Below are 23167 nucleotides of genomic sequence, written 5' to 3' on the forward strand. Positions count from 1 at the left end.
GCCCCGGGAGGAGCAGACGGTGCGGGTGGGCCGGGCGGTGCGGGCTGAGGTACGCCGGGATCTCCGGCCGGACCCCGCTGAGGGACGAGCTGCGTCGGCAGATACCCGCCCGCCGGGGCGCCGGGCACACCCGGCCCCGAGGGAGGCGGCACAGCCGGGCCGGGCCGGGCGCCCGGGATGCCGGGGGCGCCGGGCGGCGGCGGGGTCGTCGGACCTGCCCCGCGCGCACCGCGCGGCGGCACCACGGCCTTGCTGGTGGCCGCGTCCGCGATGTCCGCGGCGCCGGGCGTGCCGGGTGCGGGGGCACCGCTCTCCTGCGGCTCCAGACCGGGGGCGACCGCCGTCGGGGGCAGCCGGCTACCGCCGGCCATCAGGGCGGTCGGCGCATTCGCCGACACGGACGGCGGCGGGGTCCCGTCGTCGTCGGAGCCCGAGAGCGGCGGTGCGAACACCGTGGCCGGCAGCGGCACCGCGGCACCGTCGGGGTTCGCGTTGGTGTCGGTCCCGGCCCACGGAGTGGATCCGGCGGGCACGTTCGGCGAGGACACCGGAACACCGTCGTTGGCGGTGGGCTCGTATCCCACCGGTCCGCCCCGCCCATCCGCGGGAGCAGCAGGGGCGGCCGGCGCGACGGGCGGGACGGGCGCCGGGGCCGACGGGGAAGCGTCCTCGCCCCGGCCCGTCCGGTGGTCCGGAATGCCCAGCTTGTCGGCCGCTTCCTGGAGCCACTCCGGAGGGCTCAGCAGGAAGGACGTCTGATTCAGGTCGATGCGCTGCGGCGCCTCCGGGGCAACCGGCGCGACATCCTGCGCGCCGTACTCCTCCTCGTACCGCCGTATCACCTCGCCCACCGGCAGCCCGGGCCACAGCGTGGCCTCCCCACTGTCCCGGGCGATCACCAGCCGCTGCCGGCCGCCGTCCGAGACCGGACCCTCGGCACGGTCCTCGGCCCATACGACGAAGCCCAGCTCGAACTCCCGTACCCGCACCTCCCGGTGCTGATACGCGGGCACGTCACCGTTGATCCACTCGTCCGCGTGCTCCTGCGCCTGTGCGAAAGTCACCATCGCGCTCACCCCTCCACCGGGACGGCCCGCGCGAAGCCACCGTCCACCATCAGGTTCGCCACGGTCTCCAGCTCCGGCGGGTTGCCCGCCAGACGCTGCAGGAAGGCGTCGAAGTCGTCACCGCACGGCAACAGCAACCGGTCCACCCGGTCCTGCACGGTCCAGCCGTCCTGGTCCCTGGCGTCGTCGTACGCGCAGAACCACACCGAGCCGATGCCGCCGCCCTTCACCTTCACCGCGAGCAGGCCCCCCTGGACGAAGCCGACGCCCAGGTAGTCCTTGGTCAGGTGGTCCCGCAGACACTTGTTGACGTACACCAGATCATTCACGCCGGCCTCCTCACGCACCGTGAAGAACGGCTGATCGACCAGCAGACCGAGCGCCGCGTCCAGCGCCGCACCCACCGGGGCCGAACCGCCCGCCGCCTTGAGGAAGGAACGGTAGGCACCGGGCAGCCGGTAGCCGAGATCCTCCTCGACCCCCAGGATCTGCTGCTCGCTCACCGCCACCGCACGCTTGGGCAGCCGGAAGTGCGCGGGCCGGGTCTCCTGCAGCGGGCGGGTGCCACGCTTGTTCTGGTCGACCGCCGTGGTGGCGAGGCCGCCGTGGTGCCGGAGCAGCGCCTTGACCTCGACCGGGATCAGCTCCATGCGCCGACTGCCGGGAACGTGGTGCCAGGTCCAGCCGTGCGGGGTGGCCACCGCGGGAACCGTGTCCCACAGCTCATGGCCGCTCGCCGCCAGCGCCGCATTGGCCGAGACATAGTCGGTGAGCCGCAACTCGTCGATACCGAACCCCTGCGGCGGCTCGGCGATCTCCGCGGCAGCGCGCGCATAGGGCGCGAAGTCCGGGCGTCCGTACTCGTCCATGCGCACACCTCTGGGATGGCGGGACGCCCGGACCGGGTCCGGGAAATGCACGAGCTGCCCGGCATAGGCCGCGTTCGGTGGCGCGGCTTGCTGCCCGAGCCGACCTGTCGTCATGGCGGTTGCCCCCTGCTGCGTCTGACGGGTGAGGACCGACCCCAAGGAGGCGGTCCGGCACAGCCTATGCGGTGCCGCAAGAGCAGGTCTCGCCCCTGCACCACCCCTCCCCTTTCCCTCACGGTCCGTCACGACAACGTGACGGACCGGCAATGCTCCCGTCATCGCCGGGCGACACGGACGTGTGTTTCTCCGCCCCCAGCTTTCCCCTCAGCCGGGACATTTGGCAGGCTGTCACCCCGGCTCGGGGGCGTGCACATCACGCAGCTACCGCTGCGGGCACGGGAGGGAAAGCACCATGCACAACACACAGACAGTCACATCCGGGGACCCACGCCTCGGCTGGAGCAGCACCGGAACCAGCAGCACACCCCGTATGCACCACCGCCGCGACGGCATCCTGCCCGCCGTGGCCGCGGCCCTGTCCGTACGCGGCGAAACACTCACCTGCACAGCCGGCAAGGGCGACCAGCCCCCCGTGCTCCACCCCCTGGTCCAGGACTTCCTCGACACCCTCACCAGCAGCCAGCGCGAACGCTTCACCGGCCGCTGCCCCGAAGCGATCCTGCTCTCCCGACAGCTCACCGCGGCCGAGACCGGCCGCTCCAAGCGCGCCCAGCGCAAACCGCTGACCCCCGGCGAAGCACGCCGCGCACTGAAGCACGCGCGGCTCACCGCTCGCCGCATCCGTGAGGACGGCGACCCGATGCACGACAGCTACGCACCCCCGTGCCGCTCCTGCGCGGCGATGCTCGCCCACTTCGGCGTACGCCCCGTCGACCTCACGACCAACGGGGCGGCCACCACCGCCGAGAGGGGCTGACCGCGTTCCGATGCCTGACCGAACCGACCTGCCCGGACAGACCGGCCCCACGGGCCACGACCGGCACTCCACGACCCGCTTCCCCGTCGCCGTCGACGCCGCCCTGCGCGCCGCGGGCTGGCAGCCCGGCCGCTGGGACATGCGACAGGCCGAGGAATGGGCCGACACCCTGCGCGCCCACACCTCACCCGCCGGCCATCAGCACGCGATCTTCCCCGCAGCCGTGGAGGCATGGGCGGAGTTCGGTGGACTGCGCATCACCGCGTCCACACCGGGCCGCCAGATCGCACCGGCCCCGGTACTCATCGATCCCCTGAGCGGACTGCATCTCGCCCGCACCCTCAGCGACCTCGGACGCGCACTGGAGACCGAGGTCAGCCCGCTGGGCGAGGAAGGAAACGGACAAGCGGTCCTGGCCATCGACGCACAGGGACGCGTGTACAGCATCGATCACACCGGGGACTGGTACCTCGGCCCGGACATCGACCACGCACTGGCAAACCTGGTCAGCGGCATCCAGCCGGAGCGCCTCGCCCCGAGCTGAGCTCCACGACACCGGTGACGGACCCGCCCCGGCCGACGGACGTACTCAGGCCACGCTCTCTCGGGCCACGCCCTGGTCCGGCAGCACCGCCGACACCCGGAAACCACCCGCGTCCGTCGGCCCGGACACGAAGACACCACCGAGCCCCAGCACCCGTTCCCGCATCCCGACGAGCCCGTTGCCCCCGCTCGGCAGCCCGGCGTCCGCCGACGCGGCGTCCGACGGACCGTTCTCCACCTGCATCGCCACCTCCGCGTCCCGGTGGGCGAGCCGCACCCATGTCCTCGCCCCTGCCGCGTGCTTGTGCACGTTCGTCAGGGCCTCCTGCACCACCCGGTACGCGGTCTGCTCGACCTCGGGGGCGTAGGTGCGCGCCTCGCCGTCCACCGAGAGCTCCACGGTCATACCGGCCGCCCTGGACTCGCCGACCAGGGTCTCCACCTCGTCCAGCCGGGGACCGTCCTCCGGGACCTCCGCCGCCGCTGCCACCGCCCGGCCGACCGAGGCGAGCGGCACCTGCGCGGCCCCGGGCGGGGTGGGTCCGTCGCTCCGCAGCACCCCGAGCATCTCGCGGAGCTCGGTCAGCGCCTGCCGCCCCATGTCCCCGACCAGGGCGGCGTTCTTCACGGCCTTCGCCGGGTCCTTCGGCGCGACCGCCTGGAGCGCGGCGGCGTGCACCACCATCAGGCTGACCCGGTGGGCGACCACGTCGTGCATCTCGCGGGCGATCCGGTGACGTTCCTCCGTACGCGCCCACTCGGCCCGCTCCTCGGCCCGGTCGGCGAGCAGCGACAGCTCCCTCTCCAGCGAGTGGGCCCGCTCCCGGAGGCTCTCCATCAGCCGCCGCCGGGCCCCTGTGTACAGGCCGAACAGCACGGGCGGCGCGGTCAGGCCGAGCGACATGAAGGCGGCGACCAGCGGTACGTACCAGTCGCCCGGCCCGAAGTCGGCCTGTTCGGAGACGCTCTGCCGCAGCCGCACGTACATGACGATGAACGACCCCGTGAAGGACATCCCCGACAGGACCACGGTGATGCGCCGCGGCACATCGGAGGCGGCCAGCGTGTAGAGGCCGACCAGCCCCATCAGGTAACCCATCTCGGCCGGTGTGATCGCGACCGACACCAGCACCACGGCGATCGGCCAACGCCGCCGCACCACCAGCACGGAACCCAGGAGCAGCCCGAAGACCACACCGACCCCTACCGGCAACCCGGCGTTCCCGGCGAACCCCACCCCCTCCAGCGCGCACTCCAGCGCCGACAGGATCGCGAGCCCCACATCCAGGGCGACACTCCGCCGCCGTTCCCACCACCCGTATCCGCGGGTGGTCGCACCCGCGGCTTCCCGGTATGCCCCCGTTGCGGTCATGCCGTCCACCCTACGGGTGGGCGCACCTCATTTTCGGGCGACCTGGACAGCACACGCGCCGACCGGACAGGGACGGAACCACCACTGATCGCCTGAATTGCTGAATCGCCCAGACTTTCGCACCGGACGTCCGCATTCCGGACGATGCTCACCCCATGACGGACACCACGAGCAAGTACGCCGACTTCGAAGGCCTGCGCGAGAAGGCCGTCGCTCTGCGTCGGGAGGGGTTCAGCCGCCGCCAGATCCGCGACCGGCTGTTCGTGGACAACAACGACATCCTGAACCGCCTCCTCATGGGCGAACCCGCCCCGGAGTGGACGAAGCGACCCAACGCCAAGGACGACCTGCGCGAGAGGGCCCGCGCACTGCGACTCCAGGGCATGACGTACGACCGGATCCAGGTCGAGCTCGGCTGCTCGAAGAGCTCGATCTCGCTGTGGGTACGGGACCTGCCGAAGCCCGAGCACCGGCGGACACGGGAAGAGGCGTCAGCCATCGCCCGGCGCGGCTGGGAGGCCACACTCCAGCGGCGCGAAGTGGAACGCCGGGAGGTCAAGCGGACCGCGCAAGGGGAGATCGGCACGATGTCCGCGCGTGAACTGTTCCTGATCGGTGTGGGCTTGTACTGGTCGGAGGGAAGCAAGGACAAGCCACACGCGCGCCGCGAGAGGGTTACCTTCGTCAACAGCGACCCCGGCATGATCCAGGTCTTCCTGGCCTGGCTCGACCTCCTCGAGGTCTCTCCCGAACAGCTCCGGTTCCACGTGATGATCCACGAGTCCGCCGATGTGGCCGCAGCGGAGCGTTACTGGGCCGACCTTGTCGACACCGACATCTCCGCCCTCGGCAAGACGAGCCTCAAGACACACAACCCGAAGACCATCCGCAAGAACGTCGGAGAGAACTACCGAGGTTGCCTTGTCGTACGTGTCCTCAAAAGCGCCGACCTGTACCGTCGCGTCGAAGGCTGGTGGTACGGCATAGTAGGGGCTGCAAAACGAGCCGATCATCAAATTCGGACATAAAGGACGAGCTATCCCGGGTCGTCTAAAGGCAGGACAAATGGTTTTGGTCCATTGAATGAGGGTTCGATTCCTTCCCCGGGAGCCCACGGCTGCGGGCCCCGACCACTTCGGTCGGGGCCCGCACCCATGTCCGCCTCAGACGCCCCCGGTATCCTTCAGGTGTCCACCACCTGAAGCCGAAGGGCATTTCCGTGAGCTCCGAACGCCCGGCCGCCGTCGTCGTCCTCGCAGCGGGTGAGGGCACCCGTATGAAGTCGAAGACCCCCAAGGTCCTGCACGAGATCTCCGGGCGCTCGCTCGTCGGACATGTCGTCGCCGCCGCCCGTGAACTGACCCCGGAGCACCTCGTCGTGGTCGTCGGTCACGCGAGCGATCAGGTCACCGCGCACCTCACCGCCGTCGACGAGCGGCTGCGGACCGCCTACCAGGCCGAGCAGAAGGGCACCGGAAACGCGGTGCGCGTCGGTCTCGACGAGCTCGGCGGGACTGTCGAGGGCACCGTGATCGTCGTCTGCGGCGACACCCCGCTGCTCTCCGGCGCGACGCTCGGCGCCCTGGCCGCCACGCACGCGGCCGACTCCAACGCCGTGACCGTGCTGACTGCCGAGGTGCCGGACGCCACCGGCTACGGGCGGATCGTCCGCGACCCGGCCGACGGCGCGGTCACCGAGATCGTCGAGCACAAGGACGCCACCGACGCCCAGCGCGCGATCCGGGAGATCAACTCCGGGGTCTTCGCGTTCGACGGCCGGCTGCTTGCGGACGCCCTCGGCCGGCTCCGTACCGACAACAGCCAGGGCGAGGAGTACCTCACCGATGTGCTCTCCATCCTGCGCGAGGCCGGACACCGGGTCGGTGCCTGCGTGGCCGACGACCACCGCGAGATCCTCGGCATCAACAACCGGGTCCAGCTGGCCGAGGCCCGCCGTCTGCTGAACCAGCGGCTGCTGGAGCGGGCGATGCTCGCCGGTGTGACCGTCGTGGACCCGGCGTCCACGCTGATCGACGCCACCGTCACCTTCGAGCGCGACGCGATCGTGCACCCGGGCACCCAGCTGCTCGGCACCACGCACCTGGCCGAGGACGCCGAGGTGGGCCCGAACTCGCGGCTGACGGACACCGCGGTGGGCGCGGGCGCGCGGGTGGACAACACCGTCTCGGACCGGGCCGAGATCGGTGAGGGTGCGACGGTCGGGCCGTACGCCTATCTGCGGCCCGGCACCAGGCTCGGCCCGAAGGCCAAGGCCGGTACGTACGTGGAGATGAAGAACGCCACGATCGGTGAGGGCACCAAGGTCCCGCACCTGAGCTATGTCGGCGACGCGACGATCGGTGATCACACCAACATCGGTGCCGCCAGTGTCTTCGTGAACTACGACGGTGTGGCCAAGCACCACACGACGATCGGCTCCCACTGCCGCACCGGCTCGGACAATATGTTTGTGGCTCCTGTCACGGTCGGGGACGGCGTTTACACCGCGGCCGGCTCGGTCATCACCAAGGACGTACCGTCCGGTTCGCTGGCCGTCGCCCGTGGCCAGCAAAGGAATATCGCGGGTTGGGTGGCGCGCAAGCGTCCGGGGAGCGCCGCCGCGCAGGCGGCTCAGGCCGCCGTCTCGGAGCCCGAAGGCGAAAGCTGACCGGAAACAGGTGCGCCTCGTACGGCGTACCGTGATAGGTGCTCATCCACTTCGGCTGGCTTGTCGCGCATCGGGACACATACGTGCGACGCCAGGAACACGTCTGAGGAGACTGTGCTGTGACCGGGATCAAGACGACCGGCGAGAAGAAACTGATGCTCTTCTCCGGCCGCGCCCACCCCGAGCTGGCCGAGGAGGTTGCGCACCAACTGGGTGTCGGCCTCGTGCCGACGAAGGCCTTCGATTTCGCCAACGGTGAGATCTACGTCCGCTTCCAGGAGTCGGCCCGCGGCGCCGACTGCTTCCTGATCCAGAGCCACACCGCTCCGATCAACAAGTGGATCATGGAGCAGCTCATCATGCTGGACGCGCTGAAGCGCGCGTCGGCCCGTTCCATCACGGTGATCGTGCCGTTCTACGGCTACGCCCGCCAGGACAAGAAGCACCGCGGTCGCGAGCCGATCTCGGCCCGTCTGGTCGCCGATCTGATGAAGACGGCGGGTGCGGACCGCATTCTCACCGTCGACCTGCACACCGACCAGATCCAGGGGTTCTTCGACGGCCCGGTCGACCACCTCTTCGCGCTGCCGATCCTGGCCGACTACGTCGGTGCCAAGGTCGACCGGTCGAAGCTGACGATCGTCTCGCCGGACGCCGGCCGGGTGCGCGTCGCCGACCGCTGGTGCGACCGGCTGGACGCCCCGCTGGCGATCGTGCACAAGCGCCGCGACAAGGACGTCGCCAACCAGGTGACCGTCCACGAGGTCGTCGGCAACGTCAAGGGCCGGGTCTGTGTCCTGGTCGACGACATGATCGACACCGGTGGCACGATCGTGGCCGCCGCCGACGCCCTGTTCGCGCACGGTGCCGAGGACGTCATAGTGACGGCCACGCACGGTGTTCTGTCCGGTCCGGCCGCGGACCGTCTGAAGAACTCCAAGGTCAGCGAGTTCGTCTTCACCGACACCCTGCCGACCCCGAGTGAGCTGGAGCTCGACAAGATCACGGTGCTCTCGATCGCCCCGACGATCGCCCGCGCGGTGCGCGAGGTCTTCGAGGACGGTTCGGTGACCAGCCTCTTCGAGGAGCAGTAAGCAGCACCTCCCGAAGATCCACTTTGGGTTCGGCCTCCCCTGCCGGGTAGACTCATCGAGTTGCTCGGCGAGGGAGGCCGTACTCATGTGTACGGCGGTCCGTTATCGACGCGCTCTTCGTAGCAGGCCTGTCGTGGGCCGGGTGACCGTCCTTTTTCCGTCACCCGACGAGGAGTGCAGTCATGGCTGAGGTCAAGCTCGCCGCCCAGATCCGTACCGAGTTCGGCAAGGGTGCCGCCCGCCGTACCCGCCGCGCCAACCAGGTTCCCGCGGTCGTCTACGGCCACGGTGCCGAGCCGGTCCACATCACGCTGCCGGGCCACGCCCTGATGATGGCGCTCAAGACCGCGAACGTCCTGATCGGTCTGGACATCGACGGCAAGAGCACCCTGGTCATCCCCAAGGCCGTGCAGCGCAACGCGCTCAAGGGCGACATCGAGCACGTCGACCTGCTGACCGTGAAGCGCGGCGAGAAGGTCACCGTCGAGATCGCCGTGCACGCCGAGGGCGAGCTGGCCCCGGGCGGCAACCTCCTGGAGTACGTGCAGAACACCCTGCACGTCGAGGCCGAGGCCACCCACATCCCCGAGTCCGTGACGGTCTCCGTCGAGGGTCTGGACGGCGGCGCGTCCGTCCACGCCAAGGACATCGAGCTGCCCGAGGGCGTCGTGCTGGTCGGTGACGAGGACGCTGTCATCCTGCAGGTCGTCGCCGCGCAGGCCGAGGAGCCGGCCGCCGAGGGCGCCGAGGAGGCGGAAGAGGTCGTCGAGGCCTGAGCCTCGTCCTTCCTGCTTCACTGACGGGGCGGCGGTTCCCTCTGCGGGGTCTGCCGCCCCGTTCCCCTGTCATCGGGCGGGTCCCGCAACCGGGACCGCCGGAACCATCCGTACGCGAGGAGACCGAGCGCAGATGTCCGACGCCACCGCACCCTGGCTCATCGTGGGCCTCGGCAATCCGGGTCCCGAGTACGCGGCGAACCGGCACAACGTGGGTTTCATGGTCGCCGATCTTCTCGCCGAGCGGATCGGCGGGAAGTTCAAGCGCGCCCAGAAGGCCCAGGCGCAGGTCGTCGAGGGCCGTATCGGCCCGCCCGGTCCGGCGAGCCGTCGGGTGATCCTGGCCAAGCCGATGTCGTACATGAACCTCTCCGGGGGCCCTGTCACGGCGCTGCGGGACTTCTACAAGGTGCCGACCGACCACATCGTGGCGATCCATGACGAGCTGGACATCGACTACGGGACGCTCCGGCTCAAGCTGGGTGGCGGCGACAACGGGCACAACGGGCTCAAGTCGATGACCAGGTCGATGGGTGCGGACTACCACCGGGTGCGGTTCGGGATCGGCCGGCCGCCTGGCCGGATGCAGGTCGCCGACTTCGTGCTGAAGGATTTCTCGTCCACCGAGCGCAAGGAGCTCGCGTACGTCGTGGACCGGGCTGCCGACGCGGTGGAGTGCCTGCTCGCGGAGGGCCTGGAGCGCGCGCAGAGCACGTACAACTCCTGACGGCGTGGGGCGGTGCGTGCCCGTGCCGGCATTTCCGTCGGAACCCTGACGATTTTCGGCCATCCGTTGACCGGGGACACTGCCCTGCCCAAGGATCGCTCCCCATGAAGTGGAGCTCCTCCCACCGCGTCCTGATCCATGCCCGCAACGCCGCCCTGGGCGGTGTCGTCCTGGTGCTGCTCCTGGCGGGTGTGCGCTCCTCCTGGAGCACGGCGCACCACATTGTTCTGGCCAAGGGCCGCGAGCACGGCTCCATGACCGTCACGCAGTGCGGTGCCGATGTGTGCAGCGGTCCGTTCACCCCGTCCGGGCAGGGCGCCGCGCGCCCCCGGGTGACGATCGAGAAGTCCGTCGCGGCGCGCAGGGGGGACCATTTCCCCGTCGTGGTGAAGCCGGGCACGGACGATGTCGTGCGCACCGGTGCACCCGGTTTCCTGCATGCCTGGGTGCCGTTGGGGGGTGCGCTGCTGCTGGCCGCTGTGATCATCGGTGGTGGTCTGCGGCTGTCCCGGATCGCCTGGGGCGCCGGGGCCGCGGGCGCGGCCCTGCTGGTGGCGACGTTCTTCGCGCTCTGAGCAGGGCCGCGTCCGCCTGCCGGGGAGGGGGCCGGTGCCCGCCTCCCCGGAGTGGCTCAGCCGGTGTTGCGCAGGCCCGCGGCGACACCGTTGACGGTGAGCAGCAGGGCCCTGGCGAGCAGCGGGTCGGCGGCCTCGCCGCGTGCGGCGGCTTCGCGCTGGCGGGCCAGCAGGGAGACCTGGAGGTAGGAGATCGGGTCCAGGTAGGCGTCGCGGATGGCGAAGGTCTGCTGGAGCACCGGGTTGGTGCCGAGCAGTTCGGAACCGCCGGTGACCTTCAGGACTTCCTGGACGGTGAGGGCGTGCTCGGCCTCGATGTCGTCGAAGACATGCTTGAGTTCGTCCGGGACGAGGGTGTCGACGTAGTGGCGGGCGATCCGCAGATCGGTCTTGGCGAGCGTCATCTCCACGTTCGAGATGAAGTTCCGGAAGAAGTGCCAGTGTTCGTGCATCTCGGTCAGGACGGTGTCCAGGCCGGCCTCGCGCAGTGCCGTGAGTCCGGAGCCGACGCCGTACCAGCCGGGCACGATCTGGCGCGACTGGGTCCAGCCGAAGACCCACGGGATGGCGCGCAGGCCGTCGAGGCCGGCGCCGGAGTCGGGGCGCCGCGAGGGGCGCGAGCCCAGGTGCAGTTCGGCGAGCTGGTCGACCGGGGTGGAGGCGAAGAAGTACGCGGGCAGGTCGGGGTCCTCGACCAGCCTGCGGTACGCGGCGTGGGCGGCGTCGGAGACGGTGTCCATCGCGGCGTCCCAGCGGGCCAGTGCCTCGTCGGACTGGCGGGGTGCGGTGTGCAGTGCGGAGGCCTGGAGGGTGGCCGCGACGGTCAGTTCGAGGTTCTCCCGGGCGAGTGCCGGGATGAGGTACTTGTCGGAGATGACCTCGCCCTGCTCGGTCACCTTGATCTCGCCCTCCAGGGTGCCCCATGGCTGCGCGAGGATCGCGTCGTGCGAGGGGCCGCCGCCGCGGCCGACGGTGCCGCCGCGGCCGTGGAAGAGCCGCAGCCGTACGCCGTAGCGGTGGGCGACGTCGCGGAGTCGGCGCTGGGCCCGGTGGATCTCCCACTGGGAGGTGGTGATGCCGCCGAACTTGGAGGAGTCGGAGTAGCCGAGCATGACCTCCTGGACGTCGCCGCGGAGGGAGACGAGGCGGCGGTACGAGGGGTCGGCGAGCATCTCGTCGAGGATGACGTCGGCGGCGCGCAGTTCGTCGGTGGTCTCCAGGAGCGGCACGATGCCGATCCTGGCCCAGCCGGCGTGCAGGTCGATCAGTCCGGCCTCGCGGGCGAGGACGGCGGCGGCGAAGACGTCGTCGGCGCCCTGGCACATCGAGATGATGTAGGACTCGATGACCTCGGGGCCGAACCGTTCGAAGGCTTCCTTGATGGTGTGGAAGACGCCGAGGGTCTTCTCGCCCGCGGCGTCCAGCGGGGCCGGGGTCGGGGCGAGCGGGCGGCGGGAGCGCAGTTCCTTGGCGAGCAGCTTCTGCCGGTAGTCGCGCGGCATGTCGGCGTAGCGCCAGGATTCCTCGCCGAGCCGGTCGAAGAGCTGGCCGAGGGCGTGGTGGTGGGCGTCCGCGTGCTCGCGTACGTCCATCGTGGCGAGCTGGAGGCCGAATGCGGCGAGGGTACGGATCGTGCGGTCCATCCGCCCGTCGGCGAAGAGGCCGCCGCGGTGTTCGCGCAGCGAGGTCTGGATGAGTTCGAGGTCGCTGAGGAGTTCCGCGGTGCCGAGGTAGTCGCAGCCGGGGCGGTGCGGGGTGCCGCCGGCCAGGCGCCGGCGGGTGTTGACCAGCTTCTGCCGGATGCAGGTGGCCTTGAGGCGGTAGGGCTCCTCGGAGTTCAGCCGCTTGTAGCGGGGGCTGATCTCGGGGAGGCGCTCCAGGTCGGCCTGGAGCGAGGTGAGCAGCTCGTCGGTGGCGCCGGTGTAGCGGATGGAGTTGGAGAGCTGGGCGCGCAGGTGGTCGACGAGTTCCAGGGCGTCGGTGATGCCGTGCTCGTGCTGGAGGATCAGTACGTCCCGGGTGACGGCGGGCGTCACGTTGGGGTTGCCGTCGCGGTCGCCGCCGATCCAGGTGCCGAAGGTGAGCGGGCGGGTGCCTGCGGGGAGTTCGACGCCGACCCGTTCCAGCTCGGCCGCGAGGTCCTCCAGGACGTCCCCGACGGCGCCGGTGTGCAGTTCGTCGAGGTAGTAGATGGCGTTGCGGGCCTCGTCGGCCGGTTCGGGCCGGACCACGCGCAGTTCGTCGGTCTGCCAGATGAGGTCGATGTTCTCGGCGAGCCGCAGGTCCTGGCGGCGCCGGTCGGCTTCGATGACGGGCGTCTCAAGGAGCTCGGCGATGCGGCGGAGCTTGTTCAGCACGGAACGCCGGGCGGCCTCGGTCGGGTGCGCGGTGAAGACGGGCCGTACGTTGAGGTTCTTGACGGTATCGCGCAGGTGGGCCGGGTCGGCGTCCTTGAGGCGGTCGGCGGTGCGGGCGAGGAGGCCGCCCTCGGCGGCGCGCCGGTCGCGCATCTCGCGGGCGCGGTGGACCTGTTCGGTGACGTTGGCGAGGTGGAAGTAGGTGGAGAAGGCGCGTACGAGTCGCGCGGCGGTCTCCAGGTCCGTGTCACCGAGGAGTTCGGCCGCGGCCTCGCCGTCGGTGCGGGTCAGGGCACGGACGCGTTCGACGAGGTCGAGGAGTTCGGGGCCTTCCTGCCGTACGAGGGTCTCGCCCAGCAGATCACCCAGGCGGCGGATGTCGGCGCGCAGCTCCGGGCTGGCGGCGGGGGTCTGGTCGGCACTGCTCACAGTGTGCGGCTCCTTGCAGTGAATGAGGAGGTGCGTCGCGTTGCGGATCCCAGCAGGGGTGATGGTGGGAGACGCGTGGGCGGGTTCTCCGGGCCGCGGCCTCTGCAGCGCTGCTGACGCCGCCCCGGTGAAGGCAGAGTGCGGACCGCGCTGTCCGACGTCTCCAGGATAGGTCTCCCCCGGATCGGCACGGCTCGCGCCCCGATCGGGTTCGCCGTTCATGAACGGCTCGTCGTGCTCTCGTGCGGCGGGCCCGTGCGCTGCCATACTTACGTGGCCGTAGGTTACGGAGGCGTAGCCAGGGCTTTCCGTCATTCCTCATCCCCAGGGGACTCCGCATGAACACCAGCCCCGCCGCGATCGACGACGCCCGGCGATCAGCGGCCGACGATCAGGTCCTTCCCTCCGCCACGCTCGGCGGGGACAACAAACGTTCGGTCGAACAGATCGCCCTTCTGTTGTTCATCGTGCTGCCGTTCGTGGCGCTGGTCGCCGCGGTGCCGCTGGCCTGGGGCCGGGGCGTGAGCTGGCTCGATCTGGGCCTGCTCGTGGTGATGTACTTCATCGGCTGCCACGGCATCACGATCGGCTTCCACCGCTACTTCACCCATGGTTCCTTCAAGGCGAAGCGCCCGCTGCGCATTGCGCTGGCCGTGGCGGGTTCGCTCGCCGTGGAGGGCCCGCTGGTGCGCTGGGTGGCCGATCACCGCAAGCACCACCGGTTCTCCGACGCGGAAGGGGACCCGCACTCGCCGTGGCGTTACGGCGAGAACCTGCCCGCGCTGCTGAAGGGCCTGTGGTGGGCCCATATCGGCTGGATGTTCGACGAGGAGCAGACCCCGCAGAACAAGTACGCGCCCGATCTGATCAAGGATCCGGCGATCCGTGGCATCTCCCGGCACTTCGTCACCTTGACGATCGTGTCGCTGGCGCTGCCGCCGCTGGTCGGCGGTCTGGTGACGATGTCGTGGTGGGGTGCGGCGACCGCGTTCTTCTGGGGGTCTCTGGTGCGGGTGGCCCTGCTGCACCACGTCACCTGGTCGATCAACTCCATCTGCCACGCGGTCGGCAAGCGCCCCTTCAAGTCCCGTGACCGGTCCGGCAACGTGTGGTGGCTGGCGGTCCTGTCCTGCGGCGAGTCCTGGCACAACCTGCACCACGCGGACCCGACCAGCGCGCGGCACGGTGTGATGAAGGGGCAGGTCGATTCCAGCGCCCGGCTGATCCGCTGGTTCGAGAAGCTGGGCTGGGCGCATGACGTGCGCTGGCCGGACTCCGCCCGGATCGCCTCCCGCCGTATCGACTCCCCGCGCGCCCGCGCAGGTGCCGACGCGGCATGATGGAGGACGTGGCGACCGACTCCAGTACCAGCAGCGAGAACTCCCGTTCCTCCCCCGCCCGGCGTACCCGCCGGGTGCGGATGACCGGCAAGGAGCGCCGCGAGCAGCTGCTGGACATCGGTCGCACGCTCTTCGCCGACAAGGGCTTCGAGGGCACCTCGGTCGAGGAGATCGCCTCCCGCGCCGGTGTCTCCAAGCCGGTCGTCTACGAGCACTTCGGCGGCAAGGAGGGGCTGTACGCCGTCGTGGTCGACCGCGAGATGCGCCGGCTCCTCGACATGGTGACCAGCGCCCTGACGGCCGGTCACCCCCGTGAGCTCCTGGAGCAGGCCGCGTTCGCGCTGCTCGACTACATCGAGACGTACACGGACGGCTTCCGCATCCTGGTGCGCGACTCCCCCGTCGCCCAGTCGACGGGCACCTTTGCCTCCCTCATCAGCGACATCGCCACCCAGGTGGAGGACATCCTGGGTCTGGAGTTCAAGGCCCGCGGTTTCGACCCGAAGCTTGCCCCGCTGTACGCCCAGGCGCTGGTCGGCATGGTCGCCCTGACCGGCCAGTGGTGGGTCAACGCCCGCAAGCCGAGGAAGGCGGAGGTCGCTGCCCACCTGGTGAACCTGGCCTGGCACGGTCTGGAGAACCTGGAGTCGAAGCCACGGCTGATAGGGCACCGCAAGAGCTGAACGGGCGGCCGGTCACTCGTTGTGATGACGCGTGGGGAAGACCACCTCTACTGTGGTCGATAGGGCCAAGAATCCCGTCCATGGGAGGAACCATGACCGCCGAGCCGATCACCGGGCACAGCAGCCGCTGGCCGGTGCCCCCGCAGGACGGATACACGGTGGACGACCTGTTCACCTTGCCCGATCTCCCGCCGCACACCGAACTGCTCGACGGGAGCCTGGTTTTTGTGAGTCCACAGCGCGATTTTCACAGCACCATGATCGATCTGCTGATCGTCGGGTTGCGTGGCGCGGCGTCGCCCGAGGTGAAGATTCGCCGCGAGATGACTGTGGTGCTGGACCGCCGGAACGGCCCCGAGCCCGACATCTCCGTGGTCCGCGCCGAAGCCGTCACCGGCCCTGAGCTGACCCACTTCCAGGCAGCCGACGTTCTCCTCGCCGTCGAGGTCGTCTCTCCTGACTCCGAGGCCCGCGACCGCAATGCCAAGCCGCAGAAGTACGCGGCGGCCGGAATCCCGAACTTCTGGCTGGTCGACATGGCCGGCACCGATCAGCACCCGGTGGTGCGGGTCTACGAGCTGGACCCGGTGACCAGGGCATACGCCCTGACCGGGATCCATCACGACCGGCTGAAGACCGGTGTCCCGTTCCCGATCGACATCGACATCACGCTGGACGCGCTGAACGCGCTGTGAGGTCACTGGGCACGGACCATCGCGCACGGTCGATCACCCCGGGCGCACACCCCACCAGCACCACTAGTCGGTACCGTACGAGGACCGAACCACCCGCACCGGAGGTCACCGTGAGCGCTCAGCCCGACGGCCCGTACGGACCGCTGATCCCCATGCCCGAACTCACGCCCGATGCCCTGCGATCCGCAGTTGCCCGGATCGCTCCCAGCCGCATTCCCGCGCTCACCCAACATCTGTTCGAAGCCACGACCCACGCACAACAGGCGCAGAGCCTCGCTCCGCTGCGGGCATTCATCCACTCCTGGGCCGTTTTCGTAGCGATCGAGCGGCACCCCGACCACGCCACCCGGCTGCGCGCACTGGAGCGGATCGTGGACGCGGGCGAGGAGGATCCGACCGAAGCGATCGCTGAGATACGGCGCATCCATGAGACGGCCGAGGCGGAGGCCGGACTGCTGTGACCGGCTGGACGTGGGACTACAACCCCAGTGCGGAATACATCACGGGTGGGCTGCCGCCCGGTGTCGTGGCGGAAGTCGAGCGGCTCGCCACTGAGCTCGCGGCGCTCGGGCACGATGCGGTGAAGGTCGGCAGACCGCTCGACAGAGAAGGTGGCCTCCGAGAGTTCGATCTCATGGGCGGGCGCGGATTCCTCAGCTTCCTCGCCGTCCCACGCCACGCATGCGTGTATATCTGCAACGTCACCTGGTACGGCTGAACCCGGCCGGCCGTCAGGCGACCCGCTCCAGGAACTCCAGCCGGTTGCCCACCGGGTCGTGGCTGAAGAAGCGCCGGTGCCCCGGCAGCTCGTCGTCCCAGCGCACCTCGGCGCCGTGCGCCTCCAGCCGGGCCGCGAAGGCCTCGATGTCCGTGACACGCAGGCCCGGGTGAGCCTTTTTCGCCGGGCGGAAGCCGGGTTCGACGCCCAGGTGGAGCTGGACCGGGCCCACCTGGAACCAGCAGCCGCCGCGGGCCGCGAGAGCCGGGGGTTTGGCGATCTCCGTCATGCCGAGGGTGTCCGCGTAGTAGGCGCGCAGGGCGTCCTCGGAACCTTCGGGGGCGGCCAGTTGGACGTGGTCGAGGGCGGCGATCATCACCGCCCCTTACGGGCCACGGCGAAGATGCGCCGGAACGGAAAGACGGTGCCGTGCGGGCCCTCGGGGTAGGCGGTGCGCAGCAGGTCGCGGTATTCGGCGAGGAAGGCCTCGCGGGCGTCGGGGTCGTCGGCCAGGGCGGTCAGGACAGGGCGCAGGCCGGTGCCCTTCACCCAGTCGAGGACCGGGTCCGCGCCGTGCAGCAGATGCAGATACGTGGTCTCCCAGACATCCGCCGTGATGCCGGGGCGCGTCAGCGCGTCGAGGTAGGCGGTGGGGCTGAGGACGGCGTCGCCGTGGCGCAGTACGCCGGCCAGCCGGTTGTGCCAGCGCGGGGACTGGGCGAGTTCCCGCATCAGGACGTGGCTGGGCCGGTCGAAGTTGCCCGGGACCTGGAAGGCGAACGTGCCGCCGGGGGTGATCGCGTCCAGCCAGGCCGGGAAGCGGTCGACGTGGCCCGGGACCCACTGGAGCAGGGCGTTGGAGACGATCAGGTCGTAGGGCTCCGCGGGGGTCCAGGTCGTGGCGTCGGCCTCGGCGAAGTCCAGCAGCGGGCCGGCGTGGGCGCGGGCCCGCTCCAGCATCTGCGGGGAGTTGTCGTAGCCGGTGATCCGGGCCTGTGGCCAGCGGTCGACGATCAGGGCGGTGACGTTCCCCGCTCCGCAGCCGAGGTCGGCGATGCGTGGCGCGGGGACGGCCGGGGGATCGGCGACACGGGCCAGCAGGTCGAGGAAGGGGCGGGTTCGGTGGTCCGCGTGACGCAGATACTGCTGCGGATCCCAGGAGGGTGCGGTCATGGAACCAGGATCGTCAGAATTATCTCGATGTCAAGACACTTGAATTCAAGAGACTTCATGTCGACAGACCCTCTACACTGATCCACATGGAGGACGAGGTCGACCGACTGGTCGCTGCATGGCGCCGCGAGCGCCCCGACCTCGACGTGGAACCACTCGAGGTACTCAGTCGCGTCTCCCGCCTGGCCCGCCACCTGGACCGGGCCCGCCGCATCGCCTTCTCCGAGCACGAGCTGGAGCCGTGGGAGTTCGACGTACTGACGTCATTGCGCCGCGCCGGCGCCCCCTATCAGCTCTCCCCCGGGCAGCTGCTCACCCAGACCCTGGTCACCTCGGGCACCATGACCAACCGCATCGACCGGCTGGCCAAGAAGAACCTCGTCGAGCGGCTCCCCGACCCCAGCGACCGCCGCGGCGTCCTGGTCCGGCTCACCGCCGAGGGGCGCGACAAGGCCGACCAGTCCCTGGCGGGCCTGCTCGTCCAGGAACGAGCGATTCTGGGCGAGCTCTCCGGTCGGCAGCGCAGTGAACTGGCCGGACTGCTACGCCAGTTGACTGCCCCGTTCGACAACATCCCCGGTTAGCGACCGGCCCGGTTCCGGCTCCGCCGGGCCGACTCCCGCCCGTCGGGCCAGCGCGACCGCGGCCAGCGTCGAGTGCACTCCCAGCTTGCCCAGCACGTTCTGCATGTGGGTACGCACCGTGTGCGGCGAGAGGAAGAGCCGCTCCGCCACCGCCTTGCGCCCCAGACCCGCCACCATGCAGCGCAGCACCTCGTGCTCGCGCGGGGTCAGCGACTCGATCAGCTCCTCGCTCTCGGTGCGGTGCTTCCGCGCCGCCGTCAGCTCCCTCAGCACCCCGGTGAGCAGGGCCGGGGGCAGATGCGTCTCGTCCCGCAGCACGCCCCGGATGACCAGGAGCAGCCGTTGCAGCGAGCAGTCCTTGGCGACCCATCCCGACGCCCCGGCCTGCAGCGCCCGTGCGGCGCGGAGCGGATCGTCCTTCTCGGCGAGCACCACCGTGCGCACCGAGGGCCTGCCCGAACGGACCCCGGCGACCAGTGAGATGCCGTCCACCGGGCCACCCTCCGCGTCACGGGGGACCGGAACCGGAACCCGGCGGCCTCCCGCCGCGGCCAGGACGCCCAGTTCGGCATCGACCAGCATCACGTCGTAGCCCCGCCCCTCCGCGGCCGCACGTTCCAGACATCGCAGCGCGGCGGGCCCGCTGCCCGCCGCCGCCACTTCGACATCCGGCTCGGCCGCGAGCGCCGCCGCGAGCGATTCGGCGAAAATTCGGTGGTCGTCCACCACGAGAACCCGGATACGCGCCACAGGCACCCCCATGCCCTGTCTGTTGCTGGGCCACCCCCGGCCCGTCGGAGGGTCGTAACGGCGCGGGTACGGCCACCCGGTCGAGGCGATGGACCGCAGTCACACGGCCGCCGCCGTGTGTGCCGACTGCAACCCGCCCCGGGGTGCCGTACCCGACTGTCTCGTACCCCTGAATCAGCACCGGCCCCCACCGGCGCTGTGCATCAGAGTAAGGCCGGGACGCCGGAGCGGAAGGCAAATCGCAGAACTGAAAGGCTCCACACCCCGCAGTGTGCGTCAGTTGTTCCGTCTTGTGACAGAAGTGGACAAAGGGTGGCACGGGCCGTGGAGCCGGCGGCTGTGCGATGACAGGCGCCCCCGCTCTCCCCCGCTCCCGGCCGAGGGGCTGGGATGCCGGGATACGGGCCTCTGCCGGAAACACGCGGTGACCCCGGGCGGGACCGTCCGCCCGGGGTCACCGCGGCCGCGCTGGCCGCTTGCCTCAGGCCAGGCGCCGGGCACCCGCCGAAGGAACGGCGGGGAAGATCCGCGGCGTCGCGAAACCCGCAGCGGCGAAGGCCTCCAGCACGGACCGGGAGACGGTGTCCGCCTGCGCCTCGTCCACCAGCACGATCGCCGAGCCGCCGAAGCCGCCGCCGGTCATCCGGGCACCGAGCGCCCCGGCCTTGCCCGCCGCCGACACCACCAGGTCCAGCTCCGCGCAGGAGACCCGCAGATCGTCGCGGAGCGAGGCGTGCCCCGCGTCCAGGACCGGGCCCGCGGCCCGCACGTCGCCGGCGTCGAGGAGGGCGATGACCTGCTCGACCCGGGCGTTGTCGCTGACCACATGGCGTACGTAGCGCACCACGGACTCGTCCGCGCCGCCCTCGGCCAGGGTGTCCAGGGCGGCGTCGAGCCGCTCGTGGGGCAGGTCGCGCAGCGTCCGCAGGCCGAGCGCGGCGGCCCCCGCCTCGCAGCCGGCCCGGCGCTCGGCGTACGCGCCGTCGCCGAGTGCGTGCTTGACCTGGGTGTCGACGACCAGCAGCCGCAGCCCGTGGGCGGCCAGGTCGAAGGGGACCTGGCGCTGGGTGAGGTCGCGGGTGTCGAGGTACAGGGCGTGGCCCTCGGTGCAGCAGGCGGAGGCCATCTGGTCCATGATCCCGCACGGGACACCGACGAACGCGTTCTCGGCGCGTTGGCCGAGGACAGCCAGTTCCGAGGCGGAGAGCCCCAGTTCGAAGAGGTCGTTCAGGGCGAGCGCGGTGACGACTTCGAGGGCCGCGGAGGAGGAGAGCCCGGCACCGGTGGGAACGGTGGAGGTCAGCTGGATGTCCGCGCCGGTGACCGGGTGACCGGCCTCGCGCAGCGCCCAGACGACTCCGGCCGGGTACGCGGCCCAGCCGTGCCCCTGGCGCGGGGCGAGTTCGTCGACCCGCAGCCGGACGACACCGCCCGGCACGTCGGTGGAGTGGAGCCGCAGCTCGCCGTCGGTGCGGCGGGCGACGGCGGCCCGCGCGGTGTGCGGCAGCGCGAGCGGCATCACGAAGCCGTCGTTGAAGTCGGTGTACTCGCCGATCAGGTTCACGCGGCCGGGGGCCGCCCAGATCCCTTCGGGGGCGCTTCCGTACAGCTCGGCGAAGGAGGCGGTCAGCTCACTGTGGTCGGTCATGGGGCGGTGCGCTCCTCACGGCGGGCGAAGGTCCAGGCGTCGGAGACGATGCCGGTCAGGTCCGCGCGGGACGGGGTCCAGCCGAGCCGTTCCCGGGCGGTGGCGGCGGAGGCGACCAGCACGGCGGGGTCGCCGGCCCGGCGCGGGGCCGCGATCTCGGGGACCGGGTGGCCGGTGACCTCGCGGACGGTCTCGATGACCTCGCGCACCGAGAAGCCGTTGCCGTTGCCGAGGTTGCAGATCAGGTGCTCGCCCGCGGTGGCCGCGTCCAGGGCCAGCAGGTGGGCCTCGGCGAGGTCGGCGACGTGGATGTAGTCGCGGACGCAGGTGCCGTCGGGGGTCGGGTAGTCGTCGCCGTACACGGAGATCGACTCGCGCTGCCCGAGCGCGACCTGGAGCACCAGCGGGATGAGGTGCGACTCGGGGCTGTGCCGCTCCCCGCACGCGCCGTAGGCCCCGGCCACGTTGAAGTAGCGCAGCGAGACCGCGGCCAGTCCGTGCGCGGCCGCCTCGCCGGTGATCATGTGGTCGACGGCGAGCTTGGTGGCGCCGTAGGGGTTGGTGGGCGCGGTGGCGTCGGACTCCGTGATGGGGGTGGTGGCCGGCTCGCCGTAGGTCGCGGCGGTGGAGGAGAAGACCAGGGTCCGCACCCCGGCGTCCCGCATCGCGGCGAGCAGCGCGACGGAGCCGCCGACGTTGTTCACCCAGTACTTCTCCGGGTCCGTGACGGACTCGCCGACCTGTGAGTACGCGGCGAAGTGCAGCACTCCGTCGTAGGAGGCGTCCAGCCACTTCGCCGCGTCCTGGACGCGGCCCTCGATGAACGCGGCCCCGGCCGGGACGCCCTCGCGGAACCCGGTCGACAGGTCATCGAGGACGGTGACCGCGTGGCCGGCCTCCAGCAGATGCTGGGCGACCACGCTGCCGACATAACCCGCACCACCGGTGACCAGGTACTTCCTCTGGGGCTTGCTCACTCGCTCGCTACCTCTCGCAGTCGCTGGGCCGCGGCCTCCGGCGGCACATCGTTGATGAACACGTTCATGCCGGATTCCGAACCGGCGAGGAACTTCAGCTTGCCGGAGGTGCGTCGAATGGTGAAAAGCTCCAGGTGCAGCCCGAAGTCCTCACGCCCGGGGACACCGAACGGCGCCTGGTGCCAGGCCGAGATGTACGGGGTCGGCGGCTCCGAGGGGCCGAAGATCCGGTCGAACCGCCTCAGCAGCTCCAGGTAGATCCGCGGGAACTCGGCGCGGGCCGCCTCGTCGAGCTCGCGCAGGTCGGGGACGCGGCGGCGCGGGTGGAGATGGACCTCGTAGGGCCAGTGCGCCGCGTACGGCACGAAGGCGACCCAGTGCTCGCCGCTGAGGACGATCCGTGAGCCGTCCTCCTCCTCGCGGGCCACCACGTCGTCGAAGAGGTTGCGGCCGGTCTCGGTCCGGTGGGCCTCCATCGAGCGGAGCATCAGCTGGGTGCGCGGGGTGACGAAGGGGTAGCCGTAGATCTGCCCGTGCGGATGGCCGAGCGTGACACCGATCTCGGCTCCCCGGTTCTCGAAGCAGAACACCTGGGTGACCTGCTCCAGCTCGGCGAGTTCGGCGGTGCGGTCGGTCCATGCCGCGAGGACCAGGGCGGCCTGCTCCTCGGTGAGGTCGGCGAACGACGCGTCGTGGTCGGAGGTGAAGCAGACGACCTCGCAGCGGCCGGAGTCGCCGGCGAGGGAGGGGAAGCGGTTCTCGAAGACGGCGACCTCGTAGTCCGCCGCGGGGATCTCGCTCAGCCGGCCCTCGCGCGAGGGGCAGAGCGGGCACTCGTCGGCCGGCGGGTGGTAGGTGCGGCCCTGGCGGTGCGAGGCGATGGCGACGCTGTCGCCGAGCAGCGGGTCACGACGGATCTCGGACGAGGTCGAGACGGCGTCGAGGGGCCGTCCGTCGACGGCGTCACGCACCGTGTCCTCGCGGCTGTCGTAGTAGAGCAGCTCCCGGCCGTCAGCGAGCCTCGTAACCGTCTTCTTCACCAGGTTCCTCCAAACATAACCAAACACAAGAAACCACAAGTGAACATTCGCGTCAATGGAATGAGGGGCGAGATGGGGGGTGTGAGCAGAATCTCTCGGGCCTCTCCCCAGGAATCACGGGCATACGATCACGATCAAACAAAGA

23 protein-coding genes, 1 tRNA gene and 1 pseudogene are annotated in these 23167 nt (G+C 70.5%); 15 read left to right on the forward strand and 10 right to left on the reverse strand.

Features of this window, described 5'->3' with window-relative positions; all coding sequences use genetic code 11:
• A pseudogene (locus AB0L71_RS14380) lies at window positions 1-1067 on the reverse strand (hypothetical protein); the annotation flags it as partial.
• A 5-nt stretch (window positions 1068-1072) separates the two neighbouring features.
• Window positions 1073-2050 carry an SMI1/KNR4 family protein gene (locus AB0L71_RS14385; protein WP_365242259.1) on the reverse strand — a complete coding sequence of 326 codons (978 nt, stop codon included), beginning with the start codon at window positions 2048-2050 and terminating at the stop codon, window positions 1073-1075.
• Window positions 2051-2348: 298 nt separating this feature from the next.
• Here AB0L71_RS14385 and AB0L71_RS14390 point away from each other — a divergent pair, with 298 nt between their 5' ends.
• Window positions 2349-2873: a YwqJ-related putative deaminase gene (locus tag AB0L71_RS14390; RefSeq protein WP_365242261.1), complete on the forward strand. Its 525-nt coding sequence runs from the start codon at window positions 2349-2351 to the stop codon at window positions 2871-2873.
• A gap of 10 nt (window positions 2874-2883) precedes the next feature.
• The gene (locus tag AB0L71_RS14395; RefSeq protein ID WP_365242263.1) at window positions 2884-3417 is read left to right on the forward strand and encodes an SUKH-3 domain-containing protein; all 534 of its coding nucleotides are present in this window, start codon (window positions 2884-2886) and stop codon (window positions 3415-3417) included.
• Window positions 3418-3462: 45 nt separating this feature from the next.
• On the opposite strand, the gene AB0L71_RS14400 is transcribed toward AB0L71_RS14395, so the two are convergent.
• Window positions 3463-4788 carry a histidine kinase gene (locus AB0L71_RS14400; RefSeq protein ID WP_365242265.1) on the reverse strand — a complete coding sequence of 442 codons (1326 nt, stop codon included), beginning with the start codon at window positions 4786-4788 and terminating at the stop codon, window positions 3463-3465.
• Between the two features lie 155 nt (window positions 4789-4943).
• On the opposite strand from AB0L71_RS14400, the gene AB0L71_RS14405 reads away from it, so the two are divergent.
• The 7 genes from AB0L71_RS14405 (at window position 4944) to AB0L71_RS14435 (ending at window position 10628) form a co-directional block, all read left to right on the forward strand.
• Window positions 4944-5816: a hypothetical protein gene (locus tag AB0L71_RS14405; protein ID WP_365242267.1), complete on the forward strand. Its 873-nt coding sequence runs from the start codon at window positions 4944-4946 to the stop codon at window positions 5814-5816.
• An 11-nt stretch (window positions 5817-5827) separates the two neighbouring features.
• Window positions 5828-5898: transfer RNA gene (locus AB0L71_RS14410), tRNA-Gln, on the forward strand.
• A gap of 109 nt (window positions 5899-6007) precedes the next feature.
• Window positions 6008-7456 (forward strand): bifunctional UDP-N-acetylglucosamine diphosphorylase/glucosamine-1-phosphate N-acetyltransferase GlmU, encoded by a 1449-nt coding sequence (gene glmU / locus AB0L71_RS14415; RefSeq protein ID WP_365242269.1) that lies wholly within the window; start codon window positions 6008-6010, stop codon window positions 7454-7456.
• Between the two features lie 119 nt (window positions 7457-7575).
• The gene (locus AB0L71_RS14420) at window positions 7576-8550 is read left to right on the forward strand and encodes a ribose-phosphate diphosphokinase (protein WP_365242271.1); all 975 of its coding nucleotides are present in this window, start codon (window positions 7576-7578) and stop codon (window positions 8548-8550) included.
• A gap of 182 nt (window positions 8551-8732) precedes the next feature.
• On the forward strand, window positions 8733-9326 hold the full coding sequence (locus tag AB0L71_RS14425; protein WP_365242273.1) for a 50S ribosomal protein L25/general stress protein Ctc: 594 nt from the start codon (window positions 8733-8735) through the stop codon (window positions 9324-9326).
• Between the two features lie 133 nt (window positions 9327-9459).
• Window positions 9460-10053, forward strand: a complete 594-nt coding sequence (pth, locus tag AB0L71_RS14430) for an aminoacyl-tRNA hydrolase (RefSeq protein WP_365242275.1) — start codon at window positions 9460-9462, stop codon at window positions 10051-10053.
• 104 nt (window positions 10054-10157) lie between these two features.
• Window positions 10158-10628 (forward strand): hypothetical protein, encoded by a 471-nt coding sequence (locus AB0L71_RS14435; protein WP_365242276.1) that lies wholly within the window; start codon window positions 10158-10160, stop codon window positions 10626-10628.
• Window positions 10629-10684: 56 nt separating this feature from the next.
• On the opposite strand, the gene ppc is transcribed toward AB0L71_RS14435, so the two are convergent.
• Entirely contained in the window at window positions 10685-13414 is a 2730-nt protein-coding gene (gene ppc / locus AB0L71_RS14440; RefSeq protein WP_365242278.1) for a phosphoenolpyruvate carboxylase, read from the reverse strand.
• Window positions 13415-13752: 338 nt separating this feature from the next.
• On the opposite strand from ppc, the gene AB0L71_RS14445 reads away from it, so the two are divergent.
• From AB0L71_RS14445 to AB0L71_RS14465, 5 genes are all read left to right on the forward strand, one after another.
• Window positions 13753-14754 (forward strand): fatty acid desaturase, encoded by a 1002-nt coding sequence (locus tag AB0L71_RS14445; protein ID WP_365242280.1) that lies wholly within the window; start codon window positions 13753-13755, stop codon window positions 14752-14754.
• On the forward strand, window positions 14751-15437 hold the full coding sequence (locus tag AB0L71_RS14450) for a TetR/AcrR family transcriptional regulator (protein WP_365242282.1): 687 nt from the start codon (window positions 14751-14753) through the stop codon (window positions 15435-15437). The genes AB0L71_RS14445 and AB0L71_RS14450 overlap by 4 nt, the downstream gene beginning before the upstream one ends.
• Window positions 15438-15529: 92 nt before the next feature.
• Window positions 15530-16132: a Uma2 family endonuclease gene (locus AB0L71_RS14455; RefSeq protein ID WP_365242495.1), complete on the forward strand. Its 603-nt coding sequence runs from the start codon at window positions 15530-15532 to the stop codon at window positions 16130-16132.
• Between the two features lie 110 nt (window positions 16133-16242).
• On the forward strand, window positions 16243-16593 hold the full coding sequence (locus tag AB0L71_RS14460) for a hypothetical protein (RefSeq protein WP_365242284.1): 351 nt from the start codon (window positions 16243-16245) through the stop codon (window positions 16591-16593).
• Window positions 16590-16850 carry a hypothetical protein gene (locus AB0L71_RS14465; RefSeq protein ID WP_365242286.1) on the forward strand — a complete coding sequence of 87 codons (261 nt, stop codon included), beginning with the start codon at window positions 16590-16592 and terminating at the stop codon, window positions 16848-16850. The genes AB0L71_RS14460 and AB0L71_RS14465 overlap by 4 nt, the downstream gene beginning before the upstream one ends.
• A gap of 13 nt (window positions 16851-16863) precedes the next feature.
• Here AB0L71_RS14465 and AB0L71_RS14470 read toward each other — a convergent pair whose 3' ends face one another.
• Window positions 16864-17226: a VOC family protein gene (locus tag AB0L71_RS14470; RefSeq protein WP_365242288.1), complete on the reverse strand. Its 363-nt coding sequence runs from the start codon at window positions 17224-17226 to the stop codon at window positions 16864-16866.
• Window positions 17226-18023 carry a trans-aconitate 2-methyltransferase gene (locus tag AB0L71_RS14475; RefSeq protein WP_365242290.1) on the reverse strand — a complete coding sequence of 266 codons (798 nt, stop codon included), beginning with the start codon at window positions 18021-18023 and terminating at the stop codon, window positions 17226-17228. The genes AB0L71_RS14470 and AB0L71_RS14475 overlap by 1 nt, the downstream gene beginning before the upstream one ends.
• An 86-nt stretch (window positions 18024-18109) precedes the next feature.
• Here AB0L71_RS14475 and AB0L71_RS14480 point away from each other — a divergent pair, with 86 nt between their 5' ends.
• Window positions 18110-18607, forward strand: coding sequence for a MarR family transcriptional regulator (locus tag AB0L71_RS14480; protein WP_365242292.1), 498 nt, complete (start codon window positions 18110-18112; stop codon window positions 18605-18607).
• On the opposite strand, the gene AB0L71_RS14485 is transcribed toward AB0L71_RS14480, so the two are convergent.
• From AB0L71_RS14485 to galT, 4 genes are all read right to left on the reverse strand, one after another.
• Window positions 18566-19357, reverse strand: a complete 792-nt coding sequence (locus AB0L71_RS14485) for a response regulator transcription factor (RefSeq protein ID WP_365242497.1) — start codon at window positions 19355-19357, stop codon at window positions 18566-18568. The genes AB0L71_RS14480 and AB0L71_RS14485 overlap by 42 nt on opposite strands.
• A gap of 481 nt (window positions 19358-19838) precedes the next feature.
• A complete protein-coding gene (gene galK / locus AB0L71_RS14490; protein WP_365242294.1) occupies window positions 19839-21005 on the reverse strand; it encodes a galactokinase in 1167 nt (388 codons plus the stop codon).
• Window positions 21002-21982: a UDP-glucose 4-epimerase GalE gene (galE, locus tag AB0L71_RS14495; protein ID WP_365242296.1), complete on the reverse strand. Its 981-nt coding sequence runs from the start codon at window positions 21980-21982 to the stop codon at window positions 21002-21004. Before galE ends, galK begins: the two co-directional genes overlap by 4 nt.
• The gene (galT, locus tag AB0L71_RS14500) at window positions 21979-23022 is read right to left on the reverse strand and encodes a galactose-1-phosphate uridylyltransferase (protein ID WP_365242298.1); all 1044 of its coding nucleotides are present in this window, start codon (window positions 23020-23022) and stop codon (window positions 21979-21981) included. The genes galE and galT overlap by 4 nt, the downstream gene beginning before the upstream one ends.
• Between the last annotated feature and the right edge of the window lie 145 nt (window positions 23023-23167).

Source organism: Streptomyces sp. NPDC052052 (assembly GCF_040680455.1).
In the GTDB taxonomy this organism is placed as follows: Bacteria; Actinomycetota; Actinomycetes; order Streptomycetales; family Streptomycetaceae; genus Streptomyces.

Coding starts and splice junctions, on each gene's coding strand:
- AB0L71_RS14455 (WP_365242495.1), top strand. CDS start 15,530: ATGACCGCCGAGCCGATCACCGGGCACAGCAGCCGCTGGCCGGTGCCC.
- AB0L71_RS14395 (WP_365242263.1), top strand. CDS start 2,884: ATGCCTGACCGAACCGACCTGCCCGGACAGACCGGCCCCACGGGCCAC.
- AB0L71_RS14445 (WP_365242280.1), top strand. CDS start 13,753: ATGAACACCAGCCCCGCCGCGATCGACGACGCCCGGCGATCAGCGGCC.
- AB0L71_RS14435 (WP_365242276.1), top strand. CDS start 10,158: ATGAAGTGGAGCTCCTCCCACCGCGTCCTGATCCATGCCCGCAACGCC.
- AB0L71_RS14385 (WP_365242259.1), bottom strand. CDS start 2,050: ATGACGACAGGTCGGCTCGGGCAGCAAGCCGCGCCACCGAACGCGGCC.
- AB0L71_RS14480 (WP_365242292.1), top strand. CDS start 18,110: ATGGAGGACGAGGTCGACCGACTGGTCGCTGCATGGCGCCGCGAGCGC.
- AB0L71_RS14405 (WP_365242267.1), top strand. CDS start 4,944: ATGACGGACACCACGAGCAAGTACGCCGACTTCGAAGGCCTGCGCGAG.
- AB0L71_RS14475 (WP_365242290.1), bottom strand. CDS start 18,023: ATGACCGCACCCTCCTGGGATCCGCAGCAGTATCTGCGTCACGCGGAC.
- galK (WP_365242294.1), bottom strand. CDS start 21,005: ATGACCGACCACAGTGAGCTGACCGCCTCCTTCGCCGAGCTGTACGGA.
- AB0L71_RS14400 (WP_365242265.1), bottom strand. CDS start 4,788: ATGACCGCAACGGGGGCATACCGGGAAGCCGCGGGTGCGACCACCCGC.
- pth (WP_365242275.1), top strand. CDS start 9,460: ATGTCCGACGCCACCGCACCCTGGCTCATCGTGGGCCTCGGCAATCCG.
- AB0L71_RS14425 (WP_365242273.1), top strand. CDS start 8,733: ATGGCTGAGGTCAAGCTCGCCGCCCAGATCCGTACCGAGTTCGGCAAG.
- AB0L71_RS14390 (WP_365242261.1), top strand. CDS start 2,349: ATGCACAACACACAGACAGTCACATCCGGGGACCCACGCCTCGGCTGG.
- AB0L71_RS14470 (WP_365242288.1), bottom strand. CDS start 17,226: ATGATCGCCGCCCTCGACCACGTCCAACTGGCCGCCCCCGAAGGTTCC.
- AB0L71_RS14450 (WP_365242282.1), top strand. CDS start 14,751: ATGATGGAGGACGTGGCGACCGACTCCAGTACCAGCAGCGAGAACTCC.